This is a genomic window from Rhodococcus sp. KBS0724 (assembly GCF_005938745.2).
Lineage (GTDB): Bacteria > Actinomycetota > Actinomycetes > Mycobacteriales > Mycobacteriaceae > Rhodococcus_F.
This window is the reverse complement of the sequence record NZ_VCBX02000001.1, coordinates 6,202,604-6,225,300: the sequence shown is the minus strand read 5'-3', so window position 1 is coordinate 6,225,300 and position 22,697 is coordinate 6,202,604. Positions and strand designations below refer to the sequence as shown.

Annotated in this window: 21 protein-coding genes; 10 read left to right on the top strand and 11 right to left on the bottom strand. The window is 60.3% G+C overall.

What is annotated here, in order from left to right; genetic code table 11:
• The first annotated feature begins 55 nt into the window (after window positions 1–55).
• Window positions 56–1,516, top strand: coding sequence for an anion permease (locus FFI94_RS28755; RefSeq protein ID WP_138870828.1), 1,461 nt, complete (start codon window positions 56–58; stop codon window positions 1,514–1,516).
• Here the strand turns inward: FFI94_RS28755 and FFI94_RS28750 are convergent, their stop codons facing one another.
• From FFI94_RS28750 to FFI94_RS28740, 3 genes are read right to left on the bottom strand one after another with little or no spacing between them, the layout of a single operon-like run.
• Window positions 1,517–2,266 carry a succinate dehydrogenase/fumarate reductase iron-sulfur subunit gene (locus FFI94_RS28750; RefSeq protein ID WP_138870827.1) on the bottom strand — a complete coding sequence of 250 codons (750 nt, stop codon included), beginning with the start codon at window positions 2,264–2,266 and terminating at the stop codon, window positions 1,517–1,519.
• Window positions 2,263–4,215 (bottom strand): fumarate reductase/succinate dehydrogenase flavoprotein subunit, encoded by a 1,953-nt coding sequence (locus FFI94_RS28745; protein WP_138870826.1) that lies wholly within the window; start codon window positions 4,213–4,215, stop codon window positions 2,263–2,265. Before FFI94_RS28745 ends, FFI94_RS28750 begins: the two co-directional genes overlap by 4 nt.
• Window positions 4,216–4,219: 4 nt before the next feature.
• Window positions 4,220–4,966, bottom strand: coding sequence for a succinate dehydrogenase cytochrome b subunit (locus FFI94_RS28740; RefSeq protein ID WP_138870825.1), 747 nt, complete (start codon window positions 4,964–4,966; stop codon window positions 4,220–4,222).
• Between the two features lie 157 nt (window positions 4,967–5,123).
• Between FFI94_RS28740 and FFI94_RS28735 the strand changes: the two genes are divergently transcribed.
• The 3 genes from FFI94_RS28735 to FFI94_RS28725 all read left to right on the top strand — a co-directional run bounded on the left by FFI94_RS28735 (window position 5,124) and on the right by FFI94_RS28725 (window position 8,448).
• A complete protein-coding gene (locus FFI94_RS28735) occupies window positions 5,124–6,452 on the top strand; it encodes a lipase family protein (protein WP_138870824.1) in 1,329 nt (442 codons plus the stop codon).
• Window positions 6,453–7,700 carry a Tat pathway signal protein gene (locus tag FFI94_RS28730; protein WP_138870823.1) on the top strand — a complete coding sequence of 416 codons (1,248 nt, stop codon included), beginning with the start codon at window positions 6,453–6,455 and terminating at the stop codon, window positions 7,698–7,700.
• 109 nt (window positions 7,701–7,809) lie between these two features.
• Window positions 7,810–8,448, top strand: a complete 639-nt coding sequence (locus FFI94_RS28725; RefSeq protein WP_138873473.1) for a YdcF family protein — start codon at window positions 7,810–7,812, stop codon at window positions 8,446–8,448.
• On the opposite strand, the gene FFI94_RS28720 is transcribed toward FFI94_RS28725, so the two are convergent.
• Both FFI94_RS28720 and FFI94_RS28715 read right to left on the bottom strand, forming a co-directional pair.
• Window positions 8,432–9,961 (bottom strand): MFS transporter, encoded by a 1,530-nt coding sequence (locus tag FFI94_RS28720; RefSeq protein ID WP_138873472.1) that lies wholly within the window; start codon window positions 9,959–9,961, stop codon window positions 8,432–8,434. The two genes, FFI94_RS28725 and FFI94_RS28720, sit on opposite strands and share 17 nt — an antisense overlap.
• Before the next feature lie 129 nt (window positions 9,962–10,090).
• Window positions 10,091–10,522 carry a MarR family winged helix-turn-helix transcriptional regulator gene (locus tag FFI94_RS28715; protein WP_138870822.1) on the bottom strand — a complete coding sequence of 144 codons (432 nt, stop codon included), beginning with the start codon at window positions 10,520–10,522 and terminating at the stop codon, window positions 10,091–10,093.
• Window positions 10,523–10,847: 325 nt separating this feature from the next.
• On the opposite strand from FFI94_RS28715, the gene FFI94_RS28710 reads away from it, so the two are divergent.
• The gene (locus FFI94_RS28710) at window positions 10,848–11,942 is read left to right on the top strand and encodes a diguanylate cyclase (RefSeq protein WP_138870821.1); all 1,095 of its coding nucleotides are present in this window, start codon (window positions 10,848–10,850) and stop codon (window positions 11,940–11,942) included.
• 8 nt (window positions 11,943–11,950) lie between these two features.
• Here FFI94_RS28710 and FFI94_RS28705 read toward each other — a convergent pair whose 3' ends face one another.
• Window positions 11,951–12,163 (bottom strand): DNA-binding protein, encoded by a 213-nt coding sequence (locus FFI94_RS28705; protein WP_138870820.1) that lies wholly within the window; start codon window positions 12,161–12,163, stop codon window positions 11,951–11,953.
• Window positions 12,160–13,563: an MFS transporter gene (locus FFI94_RS28700; protein WP_138870819.1), complete on the bottom strand. Its 1,404-nt coding sequence runs from the start codon at window positions 13,561–13,563 to the stop codon at window positions 12,160–12,162. Before FFI94_RS28700 ends, FFI94_RS28705 begins: the two co-directional genes overlap by 4 nt.
• A gap of 63 nt (window positions 13,564–13,626) precedes the next feature.
• On the opposite strand from FFI94_RS28700, the gene soxR reads away from it, so the two are divergent.
• The gene (gene soxR / locus FFI94_RS28695; RefSeq protein WP_138870818.1) at window positions 13,627–14,067 is read left to right on the top strand and encodes a redox-sensitive transcriptional activator SoxR; all 441 of its coding nucleotides are present in this window, start codon (window positions 13,627–13,629) and stop codon (window positions 14,065–14,067) included.
• A 7-nt stretch (window positions 14,068–14,074) separates the two neighbouring features.
• Here soxR and FFI94_RS28690 read toward each other — a convergent pair whose 3' ends face one another.
• The 3 genes from FFI94_RS28690 to FFI94_RS28680 form a co-directional block, all read right to left on the bottom strand.
• Window positions 14,075–14,881, bottom strand: a complete 807-nt coding sequence (locus FFI94_RS28690; RefSeq protein WP_138870817.1) for an ABC transporter ATP-binding protein — start codon at window positions 14,879–14,881, stop codon at window positions 14,075–14,077.
• A 13-nt stretch (window positions 14,882–14,894) separates the two neighbouring features.
• Window positions 14,895–15,599: a FadR/GntR family transcriptional regulator gene (locus FFI94_RS28685; protein ID WP_138870816.1), complete on the bottom strand. Its 705-nt coding sequence runs from the start codon at window positions 15,597–15,599 to the stop codon at window positions 14,895–14,897.
• An 83-nt stretch (window positions 15,600–15,682) separates the two neighbouring features.
• Window positions 15,683–16,243 (bottom strand): QsdR family transcriptional regulator, encoded by a 561-nt coding sequence (locus FFI94_RS28680; protein ID WP_138870815.1) that lies wholly within the window; start codon window positions 16,241–16,243, stop codon window positions 15,683–15,685.
• Window positions 16,244–16,379: 136 nt separating this feature from the next.
• On the opposite strand from FFI94_RS28680, the gene FFI94_RS28675 reads away from it, so the two are divergent.
• The 4 genes from FFI94_RS28675 (at window position 16,380) to FFI94_RS28660 (ending at window position 20,989) form a co-directional block, all read left to right on the top strand.
• Window positions 16,380–17,351, top strand: coding sequence for a phosphotriesterase (locus tag FFI94_RS28675; RefSeq protein WP_138870814.1), 972 nt, complete (start codon window positions 16,380–16,382; stop codon window positions 17,349–17,351).
• Window positions 17,352–17,354: 3 nt separating this feature from the next.
• The gene (locus FFI94_RS28670; protein ID WP_138870813.1) at window positions 17,355–19,010 is read left to right on the top strand and encodes an AMP-binding protein; all 1,656 of its coding nucleotides are present in this window, start codon (window positions 17,355–17,357) and stop codon (window positions 19,008–19,010) included.
• 225 nt (window positions 19,011–19,235) lie between these two features.
• On the top strand, window positions 19,236–20,627 hold the full coding sequence (locus tag FFI94_RS28665; protein WP_138870812.1) for an MFS transporter: 1,392 nt from the start codon (window positions 19,236–19,238) through the stop codon (window positions 20,625–20,627).
• Between the two features lie 74 nt (window positions 20,628–20,701).
• The gene (locus FFI94_RS28660; protein WP_138870811.1) at window positions 20,702–20,989 is read left to right on the top strand and encodes a putative quinol monooxygenase; all 288 of its coding nucleotides are present in this window, start codon (window positions 20,702–20,704) and stop codon (window positions 20,987–20,989) included.
• A gap of 74 nt (window positions 20,990–21,063) precedes the next feature.
• On the opposite strand, the gene FFI94_RS28655 is transcribed toward FFI94_RS28660, so the two are convergent.
• Complete coding sequence (locus tag FFI94_RS28655) at window positions 21,064–22,566, bottom strand: AMP-binding protein (protein WP_138870810.1); 1,503 nt, start codon at window positions 22,564–22,566, stop codon at window positions 21,064–21,066.
• Window positions 22,567–22,697 lie beyond the last annotated feature (131 nt).

Below are 22,697 nucleotides of genomic sequence, written 5' to 3'. Positions count from 1 at the left end.
AAAATCGGGCAAGTGGGGGACAATCACCGTCAGGCGACAAGTCGAGGAGATGCAAATGTCCGAGGCCAAATCCGAGCACACCGATGTTGTAGTTGAACCCGAACCGTCGATGATGAAGCGGTACTACCCCGCTGCGGTGCCCGTGATCCTCGGTCTGATCATCTTCTTCCTGCCTGTGCCGGACGGGGTCGATCCCAAAGGCATGCAGATGCTCGGCATCTTTGTCGGCACGATAGTCGCGTTGATCCTGCAACCGCTGCCGACCGGATCGGTTGCCCTGGTCGGCTTGTCGATTGCGATGATCACACAGACGGAGACCCCGTCGGAGGCGCTCGCGGGATTCAGTAACACCACGATCTGGCTGATTGTCGCGTCTTTCTTCATTGCCGAAGGCTTTCTGGTCACCGGACTGGGCAAACGGATCGCGTTGATGTTCGTCACGAAACTCGGAAAGTCCAGTCTGGGGCTGTCTTACGGGATGGCCCTGACCGATCTGATCCTCGCCCCGGCAACACCGTCGAATACCGCGCGAGCCGGCGGCGTGGTGTATCCGATCATCGTCTCGTTGAGCAAACTCGAGGATTCCAACCCCGAACCGGAGGAGTCCCGAAAGAAACTCGGTGCGTATCTGCTCCTCACCTCGCTCCAGGTCAACGTGGTTACCTCGGCCATGTTCATCACCGCCATGGCCGGCAATCCGGTAGCCGTCGACGCGGCCGCCAAACTGGGAATCGAGATATCCTGGGGCAAATGGGCATTGGCGGCTTCGGTGCCGGGAATTGCCAGCTTGATTGCGATCCCGTGGGTGATGTCCAAGATTTTTCCGCCGACCATGCTGAAAACCCCTCAAGCTCCGGAGCAGGCGCGGGACGAGCTACGTAAGGCCGGTCCCGTGAGCCGTGACGAGAAGATCATGGCCGCGACGTTTGTTCTGCTGCTTGTGCTCTGGTGTCTGGGTACACAACTCAACGTCAACGCCACCACCACGGCATTCGTCGGCATCGCGATTCTCCTGGTCACGAAGGTGCTTAGTTGGAACAACCTCGTGACGGACAAGGGTGCGTGGCAGACTCTGGTGTTCTTCGCCGTATTGGTCGGTATGGCAGGTCATCTCGAAGAGTTGGGCGTGATCTCGTGGATCGGCGTGCAGGTCTCGTCCAGCGTCGACGGGCTACCGTGGATCTGGGCGTTCGCGATCCTCACGCTGGTCTACTTTTACGCGCATTACCTGTTTGCTTCGAATACGGCGCAGATCGTCGCGATGTACGCGGTCTTCCTCGGCGCAGCGGTCGCCACCGGCGCTCCACCGCTGTTCTCGGCGTTGGTGTTCGGATTTATCGGCAGCCTGTTCGGTGGTATCTCGCACTACGCGTCCGGTCCCGCCGGAGTTGTGTACGGCTCCGGGTACATCAAGACGTCCGAGTGGTTCCGGATCGGGTTTGTCATGAGTGTTGTGATCATCCTCATCTGGACGATCATCGGTGGCGCGTGGATGAAACTTATCGGTGCCTGGTGATCAGTTGTCCTTGCGGCGCAGGCTGAACCGCATGGATTCCTTGTTGACGGCGGCGATTGCGGTCAACGGAATCTCGGCCGGGCATACCTTTGCGCATTCGCCGTAGGTGGAACATGGCCCGAAGTCGGCTTCCATCTGATCCGACATCGCGCGGGCGCGCTTGCCTCTTTCGTTGCGGCCCTGCGTTACCAGCGACAGGTGGGTGAGTTTGGAACCCGTGAACAGGTGGGCCGCTCCGTTGGGGCAGGCGGCGACACAGGCGCCGCAGCCGATGCAGGCCGCAAAGTCGAGCGCCGCTTCGGCACTCTGATGAGAGAGTGGTTGGCTGTCGGCGTCAGGTGCGGTGCCGGCGTTGACGGAAACATAACCGCCTGCTTCGAGCACGCGATCCATGGCCGATCGGTCCACCACCAGATCGCGCACCACCGGGAATGCCGCAGAACGGAACGGCTCGAGAGTAATTCGATCGCCGTCCGAGAAACTACGGAGGTGCTGGCGGCACGTCGGTGTGTTGGCGACTGGTCCGTGTGGGGTGTTGTTGACGGTGATCCCGCACGAACCGCAAATCCCTTCGCGGCAATCGGAATCGAACGCGATGGGATCTTTTCCCTCTTCGACAAGTTGGTCGTTGAGTCGATCGAGAAGTTCGAGTAGCGACATCTCGACGCTTGCGTCGTCAACCTGATAGGTATCGAAGGCGCCCGAAGATTCGGGACCGTTCTGGCGCCACACATCCACAGTGATTTTCATGCGTAGTTCCTCGTTTGCAGCGGAACAGCGGTGAAGGACAACGGTTCGTCGTGACGGATGTGCCGGCCGTCCTTGGCGGTTTCCCAGGCTGAGACAAAGCACCAGTGAGCGTCGTCGCGCAGTGCTTCGCCGTCCGGTGTCTGGTGCTCGGCGCGGAAATGCGCTCCACATGATTCGTCCCGGTCGAGCGCGTCGACGCACATCAGTTCGGCGAGTTCGAGAAAATCGGCGACCCGCCCGGCTCGTTCGAGCTCTTGGTTGAACTGGTTCCCGGTTCCGACAACCCGCAGGTCCGACCAGAATTCGCCGCGCAGCTCCCGGATCTCGGTGATGGCCTTTGTCAATCCTTCTGCCGAACGGGTGACTCCGCAACCCGCGTAAAGGATCTCGCCGAGCTGGCGATGAAATCTGTCGGGGCCGTGCTTGCCACCTACGGACAACAGTAGGTCGACGCGTCCTCGCACGTCATTGAGTGTCGACGTCACCGCCTCGTCGTCGAGGCCGAGTTCGGGAGTGCCGAGCAGGGGCGCAAGATAATTCGGGATTGCGTAGGGAAGAGTGAACCATCCATCGACGCAGGCGGAGAGCAGAGAATTGGCTCCGAGCCTGTTTGCCCCGTGGTATCCCCAGCCGGCTTCACCGCCGACGAACAGGCCGGGGATCGACGTCATCTGGTCGTAGTCGTTCCAGAGGCCACCCATGGTGAAATGTGCCCCCGGTGCAATCCGCATTGGCACCGAGTATGGATCCTCACTGGTGGCATCGCGATACATCGAGAAGAGGTTTCCGTACCGCTCTTCGATCGTTTTGCGACCCAAACGTGCGAGGGCATCTCGAAAATCGAGGTACACACTGTTTTTCAGTGGACCCACACCATGACCGGTATCGATCTGCTCTCGGGCGGCGCGCGAGGAAACATCGCGTGGTGAGAGATTGCCGAAGGCCGGGTACTTGCGTTCGAGGTAGTAGTCTCGTTCACTTTCGGGGATGTCGCCGGGTTCGCGGGTATCTCCCGGTTGCGTGGGTACCCAGATGCGACCGTCGTTGCGGAGCGACTCGCTCATCAGGATGGTCTTGGACTGCCACTCGGAATTGACGGGCAGCGCGGTGGGATGGAACTGAATGAAGGACGGAGACGCCATCAATGCGCCTCGCCGGTGCGCGCGCCACGCGGCAGTGGCGTTGGAGTTCTTGGCAAGAGTCGATTTGTGGAAGACCGTGCCGTAGCCACCCGAGGCGAGGACAACCGCATGTCCTGTGGTGGATCTGATTTCGCCGGTCACAAGGTCGCGCGTCACGATTCCCTGGGCGCGTCCGTCCGCGACAATGAGATCGAGCATCTCGGTCCGCGTATGCAGGTTCACAGTGCCGGCAGCGATCTGGCGTTGCAGAGCCTGCGACGACGCTATCTGCAACTGCTGCCCCGTCTGCCCGCGCGTATAGTACGTGCGCGAAACCTGGACGCCACCAAATGATCGGGTTGCCAACGTGCCACCGTATTCGCGTGCGAAGGGGGCGCCGATGGCATTCATGTGGTCGATCACTCGCACGGATTCCTCGGCCAGTCGGAAGCAATCCGCCTCGCGTCCGCGGAAGTCGCCGCCCTTGACGGTGTCCTTGACGAATCGATCGAGGCTGTCGTTGTCGACCTTGCGGGCGCGGGCCGCGTTGATGCCGCCTTGCGCGGCGACGCTGTGTGCGCGCCTCGGTGCGTCGTGGAACGTGAACGACTCGACGTGGTAGCCCAATTCGCCTAGCGAAGCGGCACAGGCAGCGCCGGCGAGTCCGGTGCCGACGACGATGACGGTGAACTTGCGGCGATTGAGGGGGCTGACGAGTTTGTAGTCGAGTTTGCGGTTCGGCCAGGCCGTCGACGGATCTCCTGGCGGTACGTTGCCGTCGATCGGTGTGCCGATGGTTCGCAGGTCCCGGACGTCGAAGCTGCTCATCTGATCACGCTCCTGTTTTCGAAACGAGTCCGGTCAGCACGGCGATGGGAATCGACATGTTTCCCACCATGACTACAAGCGCGATAATGCCGGCGAGTGCGACCGCAACTTGCCGGAACCGCTGACCGGTCACTCCGAGATCATTGACGGCGCTCCACAATCCGTGTGCCAGGTGCATAGCGAGAAGCGCCATCGCGAGTATGTAGAAGGCAGCGACAAGGGGGCGTTCGAAGCTGGCAACAAGATTGTCGTAGGCGTAACTCTGCGATCGAGTTGCCTCTTCGTAGTCGGCGGCGCCGATCGGGCGTGTGCCGGTCGTGAGGTCGAGGATGTGAAAGACGATGAACAGCAGGAGAACTGCGCCGGTCACCGGCATCGTCCGAGCAGTGAACGAGGAAATTCCCAACCCCTTGCGGCGGAACGGTCCTCGGGCCCGGCGTGCGCGAACGGTGAGAAGCCATGCGCACCACACATGGGCAATCAGCGAGAGAAGTAGAACGGTGCGGAGAATCCAGAGCAATCCCTCGTAGGGAAGGAACGGTTCGAAGACGGTTCGGAGCCAGTGTGCATAGTCGTCGAAGTGTTCGGCGCCGGTGTATACCTTCAGATTGCCGATCATGTGGACAACCACGAAAGCCGCAAAGATCAGCCCTGTCACTGCCATCAGAATCTTGCACGTGACGTTCGACGGGCGTGGGCGTGACCGCGTTGAATCGGTACCGGCATGCGGTACGCGGGTCGGAGCACTCACTCGCAAAACCTCCCAAGCCAGACGTGCCGGATAGGTGCCGTCAGCCTAGGCGTGATTGCGCGATTGAGCAGGGGAACGCACTGTGACTTGTCTGTACGTACCGGTCAATGGTTATGTAACGGGCAATATTACTCAGAAGTAAGAAAAGGTGTGGGCGATGGTGAACTCGACGTCACGACGCGGAGCAGTGCTCGCCGGCGCTGCATCCTTCCTGGCAGCGGCCCTGATCGCGGCGGGGTCGCCGGCCGGGGCGCAGGAGGCCGTCGACCTGACCGACGTCTTCAACCCCCTGGTTGTGCGAGCCCTCCAGGGTGGTGAGATCTCGGGGGAGTTCACCCCGCTGGGGCTCTCGTCGGACGATCCGTGGTTCGACGAACCGGAGATCGGCGACGACACCGCACCGGGAATTCTTCTCAAGGCTCGCCCCGTGAGTGTGCAGGTCTACCAGGTGCGTCCGGACGCGGTCAGCGCGTACCAACTCATGTACACGACGACCGATCATTTCGGACGTCGGGTGATCAGCACCGGAATCCTGATGATTCCCGAGGACGGCACTGCTCCCGCTGATCGCAAGATCATCGGCTATGCCGAGGCGAACGACAGCCTCGGAGCCAACTGCGCACCCAGCCATCAGTGGACCGGTGGAAATCAGAGCGACCCGGCGATGTTCTCGGCGCTCGGACCGGTCGCGGAGATGTTCGGTCGCAGTTGGGCCGTCATGATGAGCGATGTCGGAAACGACGGAGACACGTCGCCGCACCCGTTCTCGGTCGGTCAGTTCTCCGGCAAGGCCACCCTCGACGGTGTTCGCGCGGCGCTGGCGCTTCCCGAAGCCGAACTGGCATCCGATACACCGGTTGGCATCTACGGAGTTGCCGGCGGCGGCGTCGCGGCGGGCTTTGCGGCGGAGCAGGCTCATACCTACGCACCGGAGCTGAATGTGACGGCCAGTGCGATTCAGGCGATGATGATCGACCCCGCGACGTTCGAGGCAACTGCCGCCGGCGGCATCGGTTCCGGTTTTGACTTCTCGTCCGTCCTCGGTTTTGATGCCGGGTATCCGGAGATCAGGCTCGACGATCACTTCACTCCGGTCGGCCGCGACATCGCTGCGGCGTTTCGAACATCTTGCCAGGCACTGTATTTGGGCCTTCCGTTTGTTCCGTTCGACGTTCTGTTGACCAACCCTGCGCCTCGAACAATCCCGGCGCTGGCGGCCGCCTACGAGGACAACACCTTGGGTAAGCAGACGCCAGATTCGAAGTTGCTCATCTCGTCCTGTGAGGACGATTTTCTCGTACCCTTCAGCGAGGCGCAGAAATTGGCGGACACCTATCGCGCAGACGGCGGTGATGTCGATCTGATTCCTTCGCAGTGTGGGCCCCTCGACTATGTCACCAACCTGTACAAGACGGTCACCGATCAACTCGGTATGCAGGACGTTGCCTGGTTGGCTGCGGCGTTCGACGAAGCCGAGGTTAAGTAGATGTTCCGAAAGCCTGTGACACGCAGAGATTTTGCCCGCACAGTGTTGGTGGGTTCGATTGCTCTTGGCGGTGTGATGGCGGTAGGGAGCGCTGCTTCGGCGCGCGAAGTGGATCGGTACCTCGATCTCGCCGCTGTGAATGCCGATGCCGAAGCCGCCGGTGGGCTTCATCCGATTCTGCCCTCCGATTCTGCGACGCTTCGTGTCCTTCTCGACGAGGCCAGGTCGTCGGGAGTGGATCCGCGGCGGTATCAGGTGTTGCTGAAGCAGTATTGGCTTGCAGTCGGAACGGAATCCGCGGGAATCGACCTCGCGTCCTGGACTCCGTTCGACGGTGTTCACGCAAATCTGGGCAACCTGACCAATACCTTTCAGTTCTACGAGCGACTTCAACTCGAACACGGTGAATTGCAGTGGGCTGGAATGGGCGGGATGGTCGGCCCGGCTTTTGCAGCGGGACTCCTTGATGTGGATTTCGGGCGAGTTGTCCTGAACATCCAGGCGATCAGCGACGCTATGGCCGTGGTGTGGCGCGAACTCGATCGGGTCGGAACACCCGTCGCGCAGTCGGTGGCGGCGCCCGAAGACCTTCAGGCGTTGCTCCAGGTGGGGCACGAAATTCGCCCTGAGGATGTGATGTGGTTCCAGGGCAAGGTGATTGCGATGAGCAAGCACATTTTCTCGGACCTCATTCCCATGCATATGGCGTGGATTCACAACGGCACCGACGGGATAGACGAACTGGGCCGCGCCGATCTGCTCGATGAAAATGCACGAATTGCCTGGGACGGCATTGCTTCCGGCATTCCGGAAGCGGTCTTCGACGGCAATGTGCGACTGCTTCGACGTGAGCAGTACCAATCAGTCGGGGATCAATGGGACGAGGCAAGGAACTATCGAGGAAGTGTCGGACGCGCGCTGACGTACCTGACCACGTTTGCCGCGTCGCCGTCGATGCCGGGTGTTGTTCCGCCGCGCGAGTCCGATTCGCTCGAGTTCCAGTTCGGCGCAGCAAGAGTCACGACTCCGTTGCCGGACTTCAACTGGGCGGATCGAGACGGGCGCTGGACATACATCACCAACGAATTGCTTCCCGTCTATCGCGATCTCATGAATGATCAACCGGCCTTGTGGCGCGAGACATTGGCCGCGCCGGTTTCTCAACGGATCGCGGGCCAGGGCATGATCGCGCGGCTGCCGGATCTGCTGCGCTCGATGTTCTCGGCGGTCCGGATCGACTGGAACTGACGGTCGATCCAGGACATTTCCTGGATAACAATCCCGCCAAAAACGGCTAAATAGGACAAATTTCTCGTTACCGTGACCGGACATCCGACATTTCAGGGGGTCCAACTTGATGGTCACTGTGCGCAAATCGGTGTTGAAGGGAATTGTTGCCGCCTCGCTGGTTGCGGTAGCGGGGGTGGGATTGTCGCCGGCAACAGCCAGCGCTGATGTCACGCCCGTTACCTTGGTCAACGGCGTTCTGTCCACAGTAGGCGGGTGTCAAACCACCATTCGCGAATTGATCGTGTTCTGCACGGGCGCTGAGACGTTGACCAGGCGGTCGCCACTTCTCCTCGATCTGAATCCGGTCGGGACCAACATCGTCGTGCTCGGCGCTGGGCTCTTCGACGACGGCACCATGCGAGATATGTTGGTCGACCGTTTGCAAGCCGCCTTGTACCTCGCGCAAAGGTATCCGGCCGCACCGATCATCACCAGCGGCGGCGCGCCCAAGTCAGGTGTCACCGAAGCCAGGGCCATGCGGGATTGGCTGGTAGCCAATGGCGTTCACCCCGGTCGCATCACCGAGGAAGGCCGGTCAGGTTCGACCGTGCAGAATGCTCAATTCTCTGCGCAGATCCTGGCAGATCGCGGAGCGACCGGCGTTGTTGTGGTGTCGAGCGCCAACCATGTCGAGCGGGCGATGATCGACTTCCGGGTTGCGGTTGCAGGCAGAATGCTCGTGGCCGGCGTTATTGCTGCAACTTGACCAATTCCGCTTCGGCCAGCAGTTGCTCGTCGCCGCTCTGGGTGCGTAGGGCACGTTCCTTGATGAAGGCGACGGCAACCAGGCTGAGCAGGCCCAGAATGCCGGCAATCAGAAACAGTCGCGCGGTGGCGTCGCCGTACGAGATGCGGACGACGTCGGCAAGGGCCTCGGGCAGTTCATTGAGATTGGACAGTCCCGCACCACCTGTTGGGTCGATTCCGATTGCGCTCAAGCCTTGAGCGGTCAGATGTGCGACGTGTGTCGACAGGACGGCGCCGAGGATCGAGACCCCGGCTGCTCCACCGAGTGAGCGGAAAAATGTGATGGTCGAACTGGCAGCTCCGAGATCGCTCGCGTCGACCGTATTCTGCACTGCGAGAACAAGATTTTGCATCACCATGCCCATACCTGTGCCTGCGATGAACAGGAACACGCCGATCCGGACCACCGGGGTGGCGTGGTCGATGGTGGCGAGCAGGAAGAATCCAAGTGTCATCGAACTTGCGCCAGCGACGAGGAAGATCTTCCATCGGCCGAACTTGGTGATGAGTGAGCCGGAGATGCTGGACGAGAGGGTGGATCCGATCACCATCGGAAGTGTCAGAAACCCTGCGACGGTGGGTGAGTAACCACGTGCGATTTGAAAGTACTGTCCGAGGAATACCGCGCCGCCGAAGATCGCAACACCGACGGTGATGCTTGCGAAGGTTGCGAGCGAGGTGGTGCGGTCACGGAAAAGCCGCAGGGGAATGATGGGTTCCTCCACTACGCTCTCGACCCAGACTGCCAAGGCGAGAAGCACGATTCCGAGGCCGCAGAGAAAGAACGACATCCCGGAGGCCCACTCGAAGTTCTTGCCCGCCAGAGTCACCCAGATGAGGAGTGTGCTTACGCCGCCCGCGATCAGCGTCGCGCCGGCGTAGTCGATCTTGACCTTTCTGCGTACGACGGGAAGATTGAGCGTGCGCTGCACGACTGTCAGTGCGATTACAGCCAGTGGGACGCAGACGAAGAAGGTCCAGCGCCAGCCCAGCCAACTGGTGTCCACGATGACTCCGCCGATGAGTGGACCGGCGATGGTGGCAATCGACATGACGGCTGCGATCGGGCCCTGGTATCGGCCGCGTTCACGAGGGCTGAACATGGCTGCGATCACGATGATGACAAGAGCTTGCAAGCCTCCGAGTCCCAGACCTTGGACTACTCGAAAGGTAATCAATATGCCGACGGATTGAGAGAGTCCCGCGAGGATGGATCCGAGGGTGAAGATCAGGATGGAGAGCTGAACCAGCAGTTTCTTGCTCACGAGATCCGAAAACTTGCCCCAGATCGGTGTTGTCGCGGTGGAAGCCAGAAGAGTCGCCGTCACGACCCAGGTGTATTGATCCTGGGTTCCGTGTAGTTCGGTGATGATGGTCGGCAGGGCATTCGAGACGATGGTCGAGGATAGGAATGCGACAAACATTCCGAGGAGAAGTCCGACAAGCGCTTCGATCTTCTGCCTGTGCGTCATCGGAGCGGTGGAGGCCTCCTGCAGACGGATCGATCCGACATCTTCATGCGTGACCACGGCGACCCCACTTAGTTAGTTGACACATGCAACATTAGGCTAAGTTGGTTGTAGAACGCAACGGTTTTGCTGTTAGTTTTCCATGCTGCCCAGTCGGTGGAGAAGTGAAGTCAATGCGATGACGTCCTCGGGGTCCCACGTCGCCAGTCGTGCGCGCCATTCGTCGGTCTGGCGATTCTGGACAGTGGTCACACGTTCGCGGGCCTCGGGTGTCAGGGCAACCAACTTTGCCCGGGCGTCATCGGGGTCGGGGATCCGCTGCACCAGTCCCAGGCGCTCAGCCGAATCGATTTGTCTGGTCAAGGTCGACTTCTCGATATCAAGTGCAGCGATGAGATCCGACATCCGAACCGCGTTCGAACGGTTCAGTAGAACCAGGACGGAGTAGAGCGCCGGATCGAGTTTGGGGTGGATCGCGCGCGCGTATTTACGGGCGCGCGCACGTCCGCGCTGCCACATATCGGCGAGTTCCGCCTGCAAACCCGAGATGGGATCTGAAACCACTGTTGCTACCCCTTAGGTGCGTCGACTTCCGGTATTCATCCAACCAGAAGGACCGCGGGATGCGAGTTCGGGATTAATCGTCACCGGACGGCAATTCATCCACGGTTCTGCAGCGACTGCCTTATTGTCCGATTCGGGACAGGTCATAGCTGAATAGTTGCCTGACCAGGCGATATCCCTGGTTGCTACGTTACGTGAACAGGTTGGTCGGACCGTCCGTTGTAGTTATGCTGCACGCTATGGCCGAATTTTCCGGGAAATCAGGCAAGTGCGCGCCACGATGGGGGAAACGAGAGATTTGCCCTCGAATGATTGACACTCCATCGTGAGGTCCTTGATCGACCTGATTGCGCTGTGGTGGCGTCTGCCCGACCAGTATCAGAGCTTCATGCGTTACCTCGAAGACCGCGGCCTCGTGTCGGCCTGCCGGATTCTGGTCGGCGGAACTGCGTTCGGTATGGCGCTGATCCTTACCCTCATGCGGTGGAGTCCTGCGGGTCCGCAAGGTTCGCTCTGGCGATCCGTCAACCTGTTCGTGGTGGCAGCCTGCCTCGTGGCCGCTCTCGTCTGGTGGCTGGTTCCGCCGACCCGGCTGTGGTCTTACACCTTTGTTGTCGGCTCCGATGTTGCCATCGCGTTGGCGTCGTTCTCTGACGTCGATCCGCTGGCTCGGTTGTTGTGCTGTGTGGTTTTTGCATCGATCGGTGGTTACATCGCATTTTTCCACAACCCTGCGTTGCAACTCGGGCACCTGGTATTTGCCACAGTGGTTACGGTTGTGGCCGGCTGGTCTCTGCTGTTCGGAGACAACGCGGATCCAGGTTTGGGAATCGCCAAGGTCGGTGTCACTCTCGCGACGATTTATGTGATTCCCGTCGTTTCACAGATCATGCTGGCGATGCTCAGTTCCGATGCATCAACATCCGAATTCGATCCGCTGACCGGGCTTCTCAATCGGCGAGGGCTTTCGCGCCGGGCGACGGACATCATCGGCGATCAGATAGACGAATACAATGCGCTTCTGGTTGTGGTGATCGATCTCGACCGATTCAAGGAGATCAATGATCGGCACGGACACGATATCGGCGACAACACAATTATCAGGACCGGTTTGCGAATCAGGCTCTGGACCTCGCAGTCGGCTTTGATCGCCCGAGTCGGGGGTGACGAATTTGTCGTGCTCGAGCGGGCGCCCTTCAATTCGGTTGCAAAATTGTCGACGCGGATCGCCACATCGATGAGCGGTGACAATGACGTACCGGCAATCAGTTCGAGTATCGGAATCGCGATTCGTACGGCGCCCCGAGAAGTGGACGAAACCGTGGACGACATCATTTCCGCGCTGTTCAGAGTGGCCGATTCGGCGATGTACCAAGCAAAGCGCGAGGGTGGCAATCAGGTGCGTGCCAGCGTCGTGTGACGACTTGTTCAATCGCGGAACGACAACCCTCGTTCAGCGAGCGCCTCACGCAGAATTCGAAGAGCTTTTGGGCCCATTCCGTGGAGCTTCGCCAATTCCGATTCGGATACCGATGCGAGTTGCGACAACTCGGTGTAACCGGCGGCAAGAAGAGCACGCGTTGCCGGCGCACCGGTTTTCGGGAAACCGTCGCCGGGCTGTGCTGAATGAGATTCGGTCACGGTTGATCTCCTCGAGACGACGGGAAGGCTCGCGCTGCGATCGCGACACCGATACAGGCTGCGACTGCAAATGTGATCAGGAGTAATTGTGCGGAACGCAGAGTCGAGGGTGCGCCGAGATTCACCAGCACTCCGGCGAGGGCGGCGCCGAACGCGTTGGCGATCAATTGGACGGTATTGATCGCCGCGGCGGCTTTTGCTCCTTCGCCTGGTTCCGAAACCGCGTTCATTGCACCGACAGCCAGATGTGGCCAGGCGATGCCGACACCCGCTCCGGCAATGACCAATCCGACAATCCACGCCGTGATTGCTCCGGCGCCGGCCTGATCGGTGAGGAACATAGCCGTCAACGCAAGTCCGAACGCGACCAGAACAGGTCCGCCGACAACGATTGTGCGGACGGCGCGAGGTGACGTTGCCGAGGCACTCGGAATTTCGCCGAGGGTCCAGCCGAGGGCGAGGGCGGCACCGAGGAAACCGGCGGCCAAGGGCGTCATGCCGGCAAGGCGCTGACCGAACAGGGGAATGAACGTTTCGACCGTCGACGTCAGGGCCAAGGCGACGATGGTCAGGTACACCCATTTGAGGGACGACGTGGTGAACGTCGACGGCGGGAGCACTCCATGGCCCGCGCGGCGGTCTGCTGCGACAAAGGCAATCAGTAGGAGCACGGCCGCAAGAACCAGTGCGGCGGTCACCGTGAGGTTGGACAGGATTCCCGCGACACTCACCAACAGCGCTGCCGCGGTCAGCAGGGTCAGCGAGAGGACCGGAACCGGACTGCTGATGGTGCGGCCCCGCGTATGGGCCGGCAGTGCGCTGGGGACGAGCGCGGCAACTGCGATCGTTGTGACCACCAAGACGCCGAATGCCCAGCGCCACGCGCCGAATTGAGCGAAGACTCCACCGATGGCCGGCCCGGCGAACGTGCCGACGCCCCACATCGCCGATACGAGCGCCGCTGCGCGCGTCCACAACTGCTTGGGTAGCGCGGCATTGATCACGGCATATCCGAGACCGGCAAGTAGTCCGCCGCCGGCGCCTTGAACTGCACGCCCGACAAGAAGTATTTCCATCGACGGACTGAGTGCGCAGACGATCGTGCCGATCGCGAAGATCGCGAGCGCAATCAGATACGCACCCCGCGGCCCTCTCGTGCCGAGGATTCGGGTGACCAGCATCGAGGAGATGACGGAGGCAATGAGGAATATCGTTGCAGTCCAGGCGTAGTACCGTTGCCCGCCGATGTCGTCGATTGCCGTCGGAAGCAGGCTTGTCGTGAGATAGACGTTCGTGGCATACAACGCCACGCCGCCCGCCAGGACGGTTGCGGTCCCGAGATGCCGGCCACTCAGTAATTGGCGCCATGTGCCGACGGAGACATCAGTAGGGGAATGCATGTCGATGAAGGTAGAGTCTCAAGTGCGCTTGAGGTCAACTTCGGGCGCCGACGGGAGGCGAGGATGATTCGCAAGAGCGACGAACTCCTCTCCATCGGAGAGGTGTCGGCCCGCACAGGTGTTGCGGTGTCGGCCGTGCGGTACTACGAAACCCTGGGCCTGGTTCCCGCCGTACGCACCGCAGGCAACATGCGAAAGTTTCCGCGGCACGCCATTCGGCGAGTGACGTTGATCCAGTTGGCCGTCCGCTTCGGCATTCCGTTGTCGGAGGTCGGGGAAGTGTTCGCTTCCCTGCCCGAAGGACGCACACCGAACAAGAAGGACTGGGCCAAGATCTCGACAGCCTGGAACGAGCGACTCGAGGATCGTAAGCAGGCGATCGCGCGACTCCAACAGGAGTTGACCGGGTGCATCGGGTGCGGGTGCTTGTCGCTGCAGACGTGCAATCTGCTTAATCCCGCAGATGAACTCGGTCTCGGCGGGCAGGGCGCCCGCCGGATCTGAGAAACCGTCAGATCAGTTGACGAGGGCGGGAACGGGCATTCCAACGTCCGTTGCGTCGTTCGATTTCGATCGGATGCGAGAAGCAGTCACTGATGTTTTTTGTCGTGATCACATCGTCGGCGCGTCCGGTTGCCGTGACAACGCCGTCCTTTATCAGTAGCGCATGGGTTGTCGTGGTCGGAATTTCTTCGATGTGATGGGTGACAAGAATGCTTGCCAGGGAAGGGTTCTGGTTGCGTAAATCATCCAGAGCCGTCAGCAACTGTTCGCGGGCCGCCAGGTCGAGACCGGTGGCGGGCTCGTCGAGGAGTAGCAAGCGGGGCTCGACCATGAGTGCCCGGGCGATCAGTGCGCGTCCGCGCTCACCCTGAGACAAATTGGGCCACAGCGCATTCGAGCGCGGGCTCATGCCGAGCAAGTCGATCAAGGCGTCGGTGTGCGCTTCCTGCTCCGGAGTGGGCGACCAGCGAGGCATCAGCTCGGTGGTGTTGGTGAGTCCGGTGATCACGACGTTCCGGACGGTGATCGGAATGCCGATCGTGTGGCGCGGGTTAACATGCCCGATGTCCATCCGCAACTCACGCATGTCGACGCGGCCCAACTTGTGACCGAGCACGAAGACCGAGCCGCGGGTGGGATGTGCGGTTGCCCCGAGCAAGCTCAGCAGAGTGCTCTTCCCCGCGCCATTAGCCCCCAGCAGCACCCAGTGTTGACCGGGATTGATCGAAATGTTGATGTCCCGCAACAAGTACCGGCCGTCGCGGACCAGATCTACATGTTCGGTCGACAGTACAGTGCCATTGGGGTGTTGCACGGGTAATGCCTCTCTATGAATCGAGTATGCGCAGCTGGCGGAGGACGGTGTCGATGTTTTCCCGTGTTGCAGCTACTGCAGCATCGGGATCCGAATCCTGTAGCGCTTCGAGTAGTTTGTCGTGGGCCTGCGAGGTATCGGGAACTCCATCTTCGACGTCGACCATTTCGATGAGGGTTTTGCGGAGAAGCGGACGCACCGATTCGAACAGTGACAGCAGGACCGCGTTTCCCGAGAGTCGAACGACTTCTGTATGGAAATCGAGATCAACGTCGACAAACTGCTCGACGTCCCCTTCGAAGTGGCTGTGGCGGAGTGTGAGTCGGCGTCGAAGCCGCTCGAGATCTTCCGGTTGCGCCCGCTCCGCCGCAAGTCTGGCGGCCTCGACCTCTAACGCCCGACGTACCTCGAAGACCTCGAGCATCCGTGAGCGCCGGAGTAGTCGGGTGAACTCGTCCGCGTGTTCCAGATCTGCAGCCGCGACAACAAATGTCCCGACCCCGTGCCGAACCTCCAGCAACCCGGCATGAGCTAGTAGTCGGATTGCCTCGCGGATGGATGAACGCCCGACTCCCAGTTCTACGGCGAGTGCGGCTTCGCTCGGAATTCGCTGCGTCGGCAGCCACTCCGATTGGCGGATCTTCGACCGGAAGATCTGTTCGATCTGCGGCACCAGAGGACCGCTGCGCAGTACGAAACCACTGTGGTCGTCGGACATTGCTACCTCTCGAATCGAATGGGCCTAGCGTAGCAAGTCGTCGGACGTCTGAGGACTAACCTCGAAGCGTGTTGGACGGATGCTCAGTTGCGGGTGACGCCGAGCAGTAGTGCAATCAGATCGAGAGCCGTCTCGATCTCTGCCTTCTCGCGCCCTAACAGGGGTGCGTAGAGGTGGATATCGCAGATGCGGACAAGTGCTTGGCCTAGCACGTGCGGCGACAATCGTAGGGTCAACTGGCCGGCATCGACCTGTGACTGCAGGATTTCGGCGGTGATGGACGCCGAGATGGACTCGATGGGACCGGGCATCAGTGCGAGCTTGATGAACACCATCGGTTCCCGTTTGGTGAGCGCGCGTAGCTCGGTCGACGACTCTACCGAGCGCATGACGCGACCGAATACGTCGAGAACGTATTCCGGGCCTTGTCCCGATGCTTGTGACATCGCTTTGCGGTATGTCCGCTCGGTCGCTTCCGCAAGTACCGTCCCCAGCAGTTCGTCGCGGTTTCCGACCCACCGGTAGAGCGTTGCGCGCCCGACGCCGAGTCGCTCGGCAAGAAGCGACATGTCGAGCGGTTCCTCGGAGAGATACATGCTTGCGGCAGCGTTGATGGCGCGTCGGCGGTCGAGGTCGGATGGCATGTAGGCATTCTCTCCGGTGGGTCGATATCGCGATTTTCGGGTCTGTGCGTCTGTCCCTTGACGAACACACCTGCGTGAGACACACTAGCTCATTGTCTCACTAGGGTGACGTCGATCACAGTCAGGGGATTTGTTGATGAGTTCAGTACAGACCGTTCGCGGACCGGTGGACACAGCCGATCTGGGAAAGGTGTTGATGCACGAGCATGTCTTCGTTCTGGGGGAAGAGATGCGTCAGAACTATCCCGACTACCCGGAGCCGTGGGACGAGGAGGCTCGCGTAGCCGACGCGGTGACCAAGTTGTCCGAGCTGAAATCTCGGGGAATCAGCACAATCGTCGATCCCACCGTGATCGGACTCGGTCGATACATTCCGCGCATCGCGCGAATCAACGAGCAGGTCGATCTCAACATCATCGTTGCCACCGGCATCTACACGTATAACGACATTCCGTTCCAATTCCACTACACAGGACCGGGATTGCTGTTCGACGGCCCGGAACCGATGGTCGAACTGTTCGTCAAGGACATCAGGGAAGGCATCGCCGGAACCGGTGTCCGAGCTTCCTTCCTGAAGTGCGCCATCGAGGAACCGGGCCTTACTCCCGGTGTCGAGCGAGTGATGCGCGCAGTCGGAGCTGCGCAGGTCGAAACCGGTGTGCCGATCACGGTTCACACGAACCCACACACTGAATCCGGGCTCGTTGCGCAGAAAGTCCTGGCCGAAGAGGGAGCCGATCTGACCAAGGTGGTCATCGGTCACTCCGGCGACACCACTGATCTCGACTACCTGTGTGCGCTGGCCGATGCCGGTTCACTACTCGGGATGGACCGTTTCGGGCTAGATCCGTTCCTGTCGTTCGAGGATCGCGTCAGCACTGTGGTGGAGATGGCCCGTCGCGGTTACGCGGAGAAGATGGTTCTGGCACACGACGCGTCGTGTTTTATCGACTACTTCCCCAGCGCGGCACGCGAGGTGGCGCTCCCGAACTGGAACTACACCCACATCAGCGATGACGTTATTCCGGCGCTGCTCGAACGTGGTGTCACCGAAGACCAGGTCAAGGCGATGCTGGTGGACAACCCACGTCGGTACTTCGAGAGCTGAGTTATGACCAACATGTACGAGAGCAAGCCCTGGCTCGCTAACTACGACGCCGACACTCCGCCGGCCGTAGACATCGAGCACGTCAGTGCGCTGGCGATGTTCCGGGCATCGCTGGCGCGAGATCGTGATGCTCCGATCATCCGGTACTTCGAGCGGACTGTCAGTTTCGCCGAATTGGACGAGATGTCGGACGCGCTTGCCGTGGCTCTCGCTGAAGACGGAATCGGGTTCGGGGACAGAGTTTCCTTTGTCCTGCAGAATGTTCCGCAGTTCGTGATCGCGACGGTCGCGGTCTGGAAACTCGGCGCCGTCGTCGTTCCGGTCAATCCGATGTACCGGGAGCGTGAACTGTCCACTGTTCTCGCCGACAGCGGCGCGGTAGCAGTCATCTGTCTCGAGTCCGCGGCCGAGACCGTTGCGGCCGCGTCGACAGGCACCGAGGTACGACGGGTCATCACCACGTCGGAACTGGATTTTCAGTCGCGCGACGACCAACGGATCTTCGGTTCGGTATCCAGGATTCGCCACGACGGCTTTCCTGACCTACTGGAATTGATAGAGGCTCATCGAGGGCAGAAGCCCGGGCAGGTCGATCTGGACCCGGAAGATCTTGCCTACCTTCCCTATACGTCAGGGACTACCGGCCCGCCGAAGGGGTCGATGAACACGCACGCGAATGTCGTGTTCGCGGCGCAGATCTATCGGGACTGGTTGGGGCTGCGCCCCGGCGGCGCGATGTTCGCGGTGGCGCCGTTGTTCCATATCACCGGATTGATCGGGCATGTCGCGGCTCCTCTCCTGGCCGGTGCGCCCACGATTCTGACGTGTCGATTCCATCCTATCGTTGCGGCGGAATCGATTTCGGAGCATCGGGCAACCGCGATCATCGGTGCGATCACAGTGTTCATCGCCTGGACGGACAGTGTCGCAGTCTCGAAGGAACTGCTGAGCAGTCTCGAGTCGGTGTATTCGGGTGGCGCGCCGATTCCGCACGCGGCGTTGGAAGCGTTCCGGGCGAAGTTCGGTCACTACATTCACAACGGCTACGGACTCACCGAAACGAACAGCCCGGCAATCGTCGTACCGAATTCTCGTGAAGCGCCGGTAGATCCGGCGTCGGGAGCGGTGGCCGTCGGTGTGCCGGTCTCGAATACGTACGCCGAGATAGTGGACGAGAATGACAAGCCGGTACAAATCGGGGAGTACGGCGAGATCGTGGTCTCCGGTCCACAGGTCGCGCTCGGTTACTGGAACAAGCCGGAGGAAACGGCACATGCCATGCCGGGCGGGCGTTTTCACACCGGCGACATCGGATTCATGGACGGTGACGGATGGTTCTACGTCGTCGATCGGATGAAAGATCAGATCAATGCCTCGGGCTTCAAAGTGTGGCCACGTGAAGTGGAAGATGTTCTCTATGAACACCCTGCCGTGCGGGAAGCTGCCGTGGTCGGTGTCGTGGATCCATATCGCGGCGAAACTGTGAAGGCTTTCGTGTCCTTCAAGGACGGGTCCGAGGCGAGCGCCGAGGATCTCGTCGAGTTCTGCAAGGAAAGGCTGGCGGCATACAAGTATCCGCGCATCGTCGAGATCATGAGTGATCTGCCGAAAACGGTGAGTGGCAAGATTCTTCGTCGTGAATTGAGGGTTCCACGCTAATTTCACAACTGACTGCCGGCTCATCGAATCGTGATGAGTCGGCAGTTGTCGTGCCCGCTTAGAGCATGTCAAATACATTGCATAACAATACTATTCAGTGATTGACATCACTCCTTGGCTGTCGCACACTGGTCACATCATCTGAACTTGAAGTTGGCGTCAGTTTCTACTGTCGGGGTGGCGCTTCGTTCTGATGCAATCGCTACGACCCATCGAGGAGTAGGCATGACAAGATCGGTAGTGAATTCGGGCAGGGCCGGCGGGGGTGTATCCGATCAAGAGCGCACCAGGAAGCGTGCGCATCGCAAGCTTCTCGGCGCCGGTCTTTTGGGCAGCTCCATCGAATGGTACGACTTCTTCTTGTACGGAACGGCTGCAGCACTTGTCTTTCCGCATGTGTTCTTCCCGCACTCGTCTGCACTCATGGGCACGTTGCTCTCGTTCAGTACGTTCTGGGCGGGATTCGTGGCCCGACCGATCGGTGGGGTGGTTGCCGGCCATTTCGGGGACAAGTACGGACGTAAGCCCGCCGTGGTTACCTGCCTGCTCCTGATGGCATTGGCGACGTTCCTGATCGGCGCGATTCCGAGCGCATCCGCGATTGGCGTCGCTGCTCCGATTCTGTTGGTCACCTTGCGATTCATTCAAGGTCTTGCCTGCGGTGGACAGTGGGGCGGCATAGTCTTGCTGCTCACGGAATCGGCTAGCCCCAAGAAGCGGGGATTCTCTGGAACCTTTGGGCAGATGGGTGTTTCGTTCGGCGTGGTTCTCGGAAACGTGGTATTTCTGATCGCCACTGCGACGATCTCGAACGAAGCATTCCTCAGTTGGGGGTGGCGAATTCCGTTCTTCGCCAGTGCCCTGCTCTTCCCCGTCGTCCTGTACATCCAGACCAAGGTCGAAGACACTCCGGAATTCCTCGAGCTGCAGAAAGAAGCGGCTCGCAACAAGAAGGACACAGTAGTACAGGCGCCGCTGACAAAGGCGATCAAAACGCATTGGCGCAAGATTCTTCTCGGCTGCGGTCTTCTCGCTGCTACCAACTCGCTCTTCTATATCAGCATTGCCGGTGTTTTGAGCTACGGCACAACAGAACTCGGACTCAAGAGGAACTCTCTTCTGATCATCTCCCTCCTCAGCGCGCTACTGACCGTCGGAGTGGTTCTTTGGTCGGGAAAGATGTCGGACAGGATAGGCCGTCGTCCGATGATCTTGATCGGCGCGGCCGCGATCGTCGTATGGGCGTTTCCGTACTTCTGGCTGATCAACACCAAGTCGCTACCGCTCTTCTTTATCGCTGTAACCGTCGGCAGTGTGTTCCAGTCGATGACGTACGGGCCCATCGCGGCATATATGGGCGAGTTGTTCGCCCCGAACGTCCGCTACTCCGCGGCGTCTCTTGCATACCAATTGGCGGCGATCACTGTCAGCGGTGGCACGCCGTTCATCATGACGGCGCTGATTGCGAAGACGGGAACCACGACCTGGGTTGCGGTGTTCGTCGCCCTGATGGGATTGGTGACCTTCTTCAGTGCGTGGGCGCTTGCCGAGACCAACCCGAAGAAAGTCCGTGATGATCCGGATGCGATCCCCGGTGCTCATCTGTATGCGTCGTAGCTCGTTCGGCTTACTGTCTTCGCCGTAGATCTGTACGTTGTGTGGTACTGCTGGAACTACTTCTGGAGGAATGAATGATTGCTGTCATCGCGGAGATCACGGTCAAGGACGGAAGTGGCGAGCAGTTCGAGGCCGTTATTTCCGAACTTGCGGAAAAGGTGCGCGCCGAAGAGCCGGGAACGGTTTTGTATCAACTGATTCGATCGAAGACCGATACGAACTCCTACAAATTCATGGAGCTGTACCAGGACAGCGCTGCAATCAAGGCGCACGGAACGTCCGAGCATTTCCAGGCAGCAGGCAAGGCGATGGCGCCGTTCCTCGCCGGTGCTCCGCAGATCGAGTACTTCGACGCTCTCTGAGTGCATGAACAGGGCTCTCTGAGCTCGTGAACAGGTGAGCCCCGGCGAATTCTCGCCGGGGCTCACCTGTGTTTTCAGTTCTGCTTCTGCGCGAGGAGTTCGGTTCGGTCGATCGATCGCTTGAGGATCTTTCCCGTCGAACCCTTGGGGAGTGCGTCGATGAACTGGACGACCCTGGGAATCTTGTACGCGGACAGGCGCTCCCGCGCCCACGATGTTACTTCTGCGGCGTCGACTGCGCTACCAGGGCGCACTGCTACGACTGCCGCGACTTCCTCCCCGTAGTAGTCGTCCGGGATACCTATCACTGCAGCTTCGATGATGGCGGGATGCTGATACAGCACTTCCTCCACTTCGCCGGGGTACACGTTGTATCCACCGCGGATGATGAGGTCCTTGACGCGGTCGACGATGCGAAGGTCCCCGTCGCTGTCGGTCTCACCGAGGTCGCCGGTGCGGAACCAGCCGTCGTCGGACAGAACGGCTGCAGTGTCGTCTGGGCGCTTCCAGTATCCCTTCATGACCGTCGGTCCTTTGATGAACACCTCACCCACTGTGCCTGCCGCGCAGACATTTCCGTCGTAATCACGCACCTCGACCTCGGTGCGGGGTACGGCGCGGCCGGTGTATCCGATCTTTGCAACACGGTCGATGCTGTTGAAAGTTCCGAACGCGCTCGTCTCTGTCAGGCCGTAGCCCTCGAGGATCGTGCAGTGGAAACGTGCTTCGAAGGCCCGTGCCACCTCGCCGGGAAGTGACGCGCCGCCGGAGATCGCGATCCGCAGTTGTTCGAAGTCGGAACTGTCCACGTCGGCTGCGGCGTGCAGCATGGCATTCCACATGGTGGGGACGCCGGCCATGATGGTGAGCTTGTCCCGACGCACCAGATCGAGCATGGCAGCGGGATCGAACCGGGCGAGCAGGGACAGCGATCCGCCGCCGGTGAAGGTTGCCATCATGACCGAACCCTGGCCGAAGATGTGAAAGAGCGGCAGTCCGGTTCCGGTGCGGTCCGACGGATTTCCGCGGCTGCTCTCGGCACCGATCTCGCCGGCGGACAACAGGTTTCCGACGGTCAGCAGAGCGCCCTTCGGCCGTCCGGTTGTGCCTGAGGTGTAGAGAATTGCCGTGGTGTCCTCTGCATCCCGGTCGGCAATGGCTGTCTGTTCCTGGTCGGTTGGCGCCGTTTCTTCGGTGAGAGTCCAGACCGGCACGCCGTGGGCTGTACCGGCATCGTGGGCCGCCGGTCCGAGTTGATGCCACGCGATGGCGAGCGAGATGTCGGCGTCGTCGAGCACGTACTCGATCTCGGGCTGAGTCGACATGGTGTTGACCGGGACGACAACGCACCCGGCTGCCTGAATGCCCAGGTATGCCACGATGAATTCGGCAACTGACGGTGCCGCGAGCAATACCCGGTCACCTTCGTTCAATCCGGCAGCACGGATTCGGCCGCCGAACGTGAGGGATGCGTCGTGGAGTTGTCGGTATGTCCAGTCCCGGTCGGAACCGCGAATCGCGATATTGTCCGGTGTAACTACGGCGTAACGGGTGACCGGATCGAGAACGCTGACCATGGTTGTGCCTTTCAGGAGAATCGACCGATTGTGTGTCCTGATGTCTTTGCCGAGCGTACACTTGAACTCGGTGTCAACATTGAGTTAGTAGCGAATCCTCTTTAACGGCAGTGAACTTCGGAAAGGCGGTT

Excerpts from the sequence above, each read along its gene's own strand:
- FFI94_RS28755 (WP_138870828.1), top strand. The coding sequence starts at position 56 with ATGTCCGAGGCCAAATCCGAGCACACCGATGTTGTAGTTGAACCCGAA.
- FFI94_RS28750 (WP_138870827.1), bottom strand. The coding sequence starts at position 2,266 with ATGAAAATCACTGTGGATGTGTGGCGCCAGAACGGTCCCGAATCTTCG.
- FFI94_RS28745 (WP_138870826.1), bottom strand. The coding sequence starts at position 4,215 with ATGAGCAGCTTCGACGTCCGGGACCTGCGAACCATCGGCACACCGATC.
- FFI94_RS28735 (WP_138870824.1), top strand. The coding sequence starts at position 5,124 with ATGGTGAACTCGACGTCACGACGCGGAGCAGTGCTCGCCGGCGCTGCA.
- FFI94_RS28730 (WP_138870823.1), top strand. The coding sequence starts at position 6,453 with ATGTTCCGAAAGCCTGTGACACGCAGAGATTTTGCCCGCACAGTGTTG.
- FFI94_RS28725 (WP_138873473.1), top strand. The coding sequence starts at position 7,810 with ATGGTCACTGTGCGCAAATCGGTGTTGAAGGGAATTGTTGCCGCCTCG.
- FFI94_RS28720 (WP_138873472.1), bottom strand. The coding sequence starts at position 9,961 with ATGACGCACAGGCAGAAGATCGAAGCGCTTGTCGGACTTCTCCTCGGA.
- FFI94_RS28700 (WP_138870819.1), bottom strand. The coding sequence starts at position 13,563 with ATGCATTCCCCTACTGATGTCTCCGTCGGCACATGGCGCCAATTACTG.
- soxR (WP_138870818.1), top strand. The coding sequence starts at position 13,627 with ATGATTCGCAAGAGCGACGAACTCCTCTCCATCGGAGAGGTGTCGGCC.
- FFI94_RS28685 (WP_138870816.1), bottom strand. The coding sequence starts at position 15,599 with ATGTCCGACGACCACAGTGGTTTCGTACTGCGCAGCGGTCCTCTGGTG.
- FFI94_RS28680 (WP_138870815.1), bottom strand. The coding sequence starts at position 16,243 with ATGCCATCCGACCTCGACCGCCGACGCGCCATCAACGCTGCCGCAAGC.
- FFI94_RS28675 (WP_138870814.1), top strand. The coding sequence starts at position 16,380 with ATGAGTTCAGTACAGACCGTTCGCGGACCGGTGGACACAGCCGATCTG.
- FFI94_RS28670 (WP_138870813.1), top strand. The coding sequence starts at position 17,355 with ATGACCAACATGTACGAGAGCAAGCCCTGGCTCGCTAACTACGACGCC.
- FFI94_RS28665 (WP_138870812.1), top strand. The coding sequence starts at position 19,236 with ATGACAAGATCGGTAGTGAATTCGGGCAGGGCCGGCGGGGGTGTATCC.
- FFI94_RS28660 (WP_138870811.1), top strand. The coding sequence starts at position 20,702 with ATGATTGCTGTCATCGCGGAGATCACGGTCAAGGACGGAAGTGGCGAG.
- FFI94_RS28655 (WP_138870810.1), bottom strand. The coding sequence starts at position 22,566 with ATGGTCAGCGTTCTCGATCCGGTCACCCGTTACGCCGTAGTTACACCG.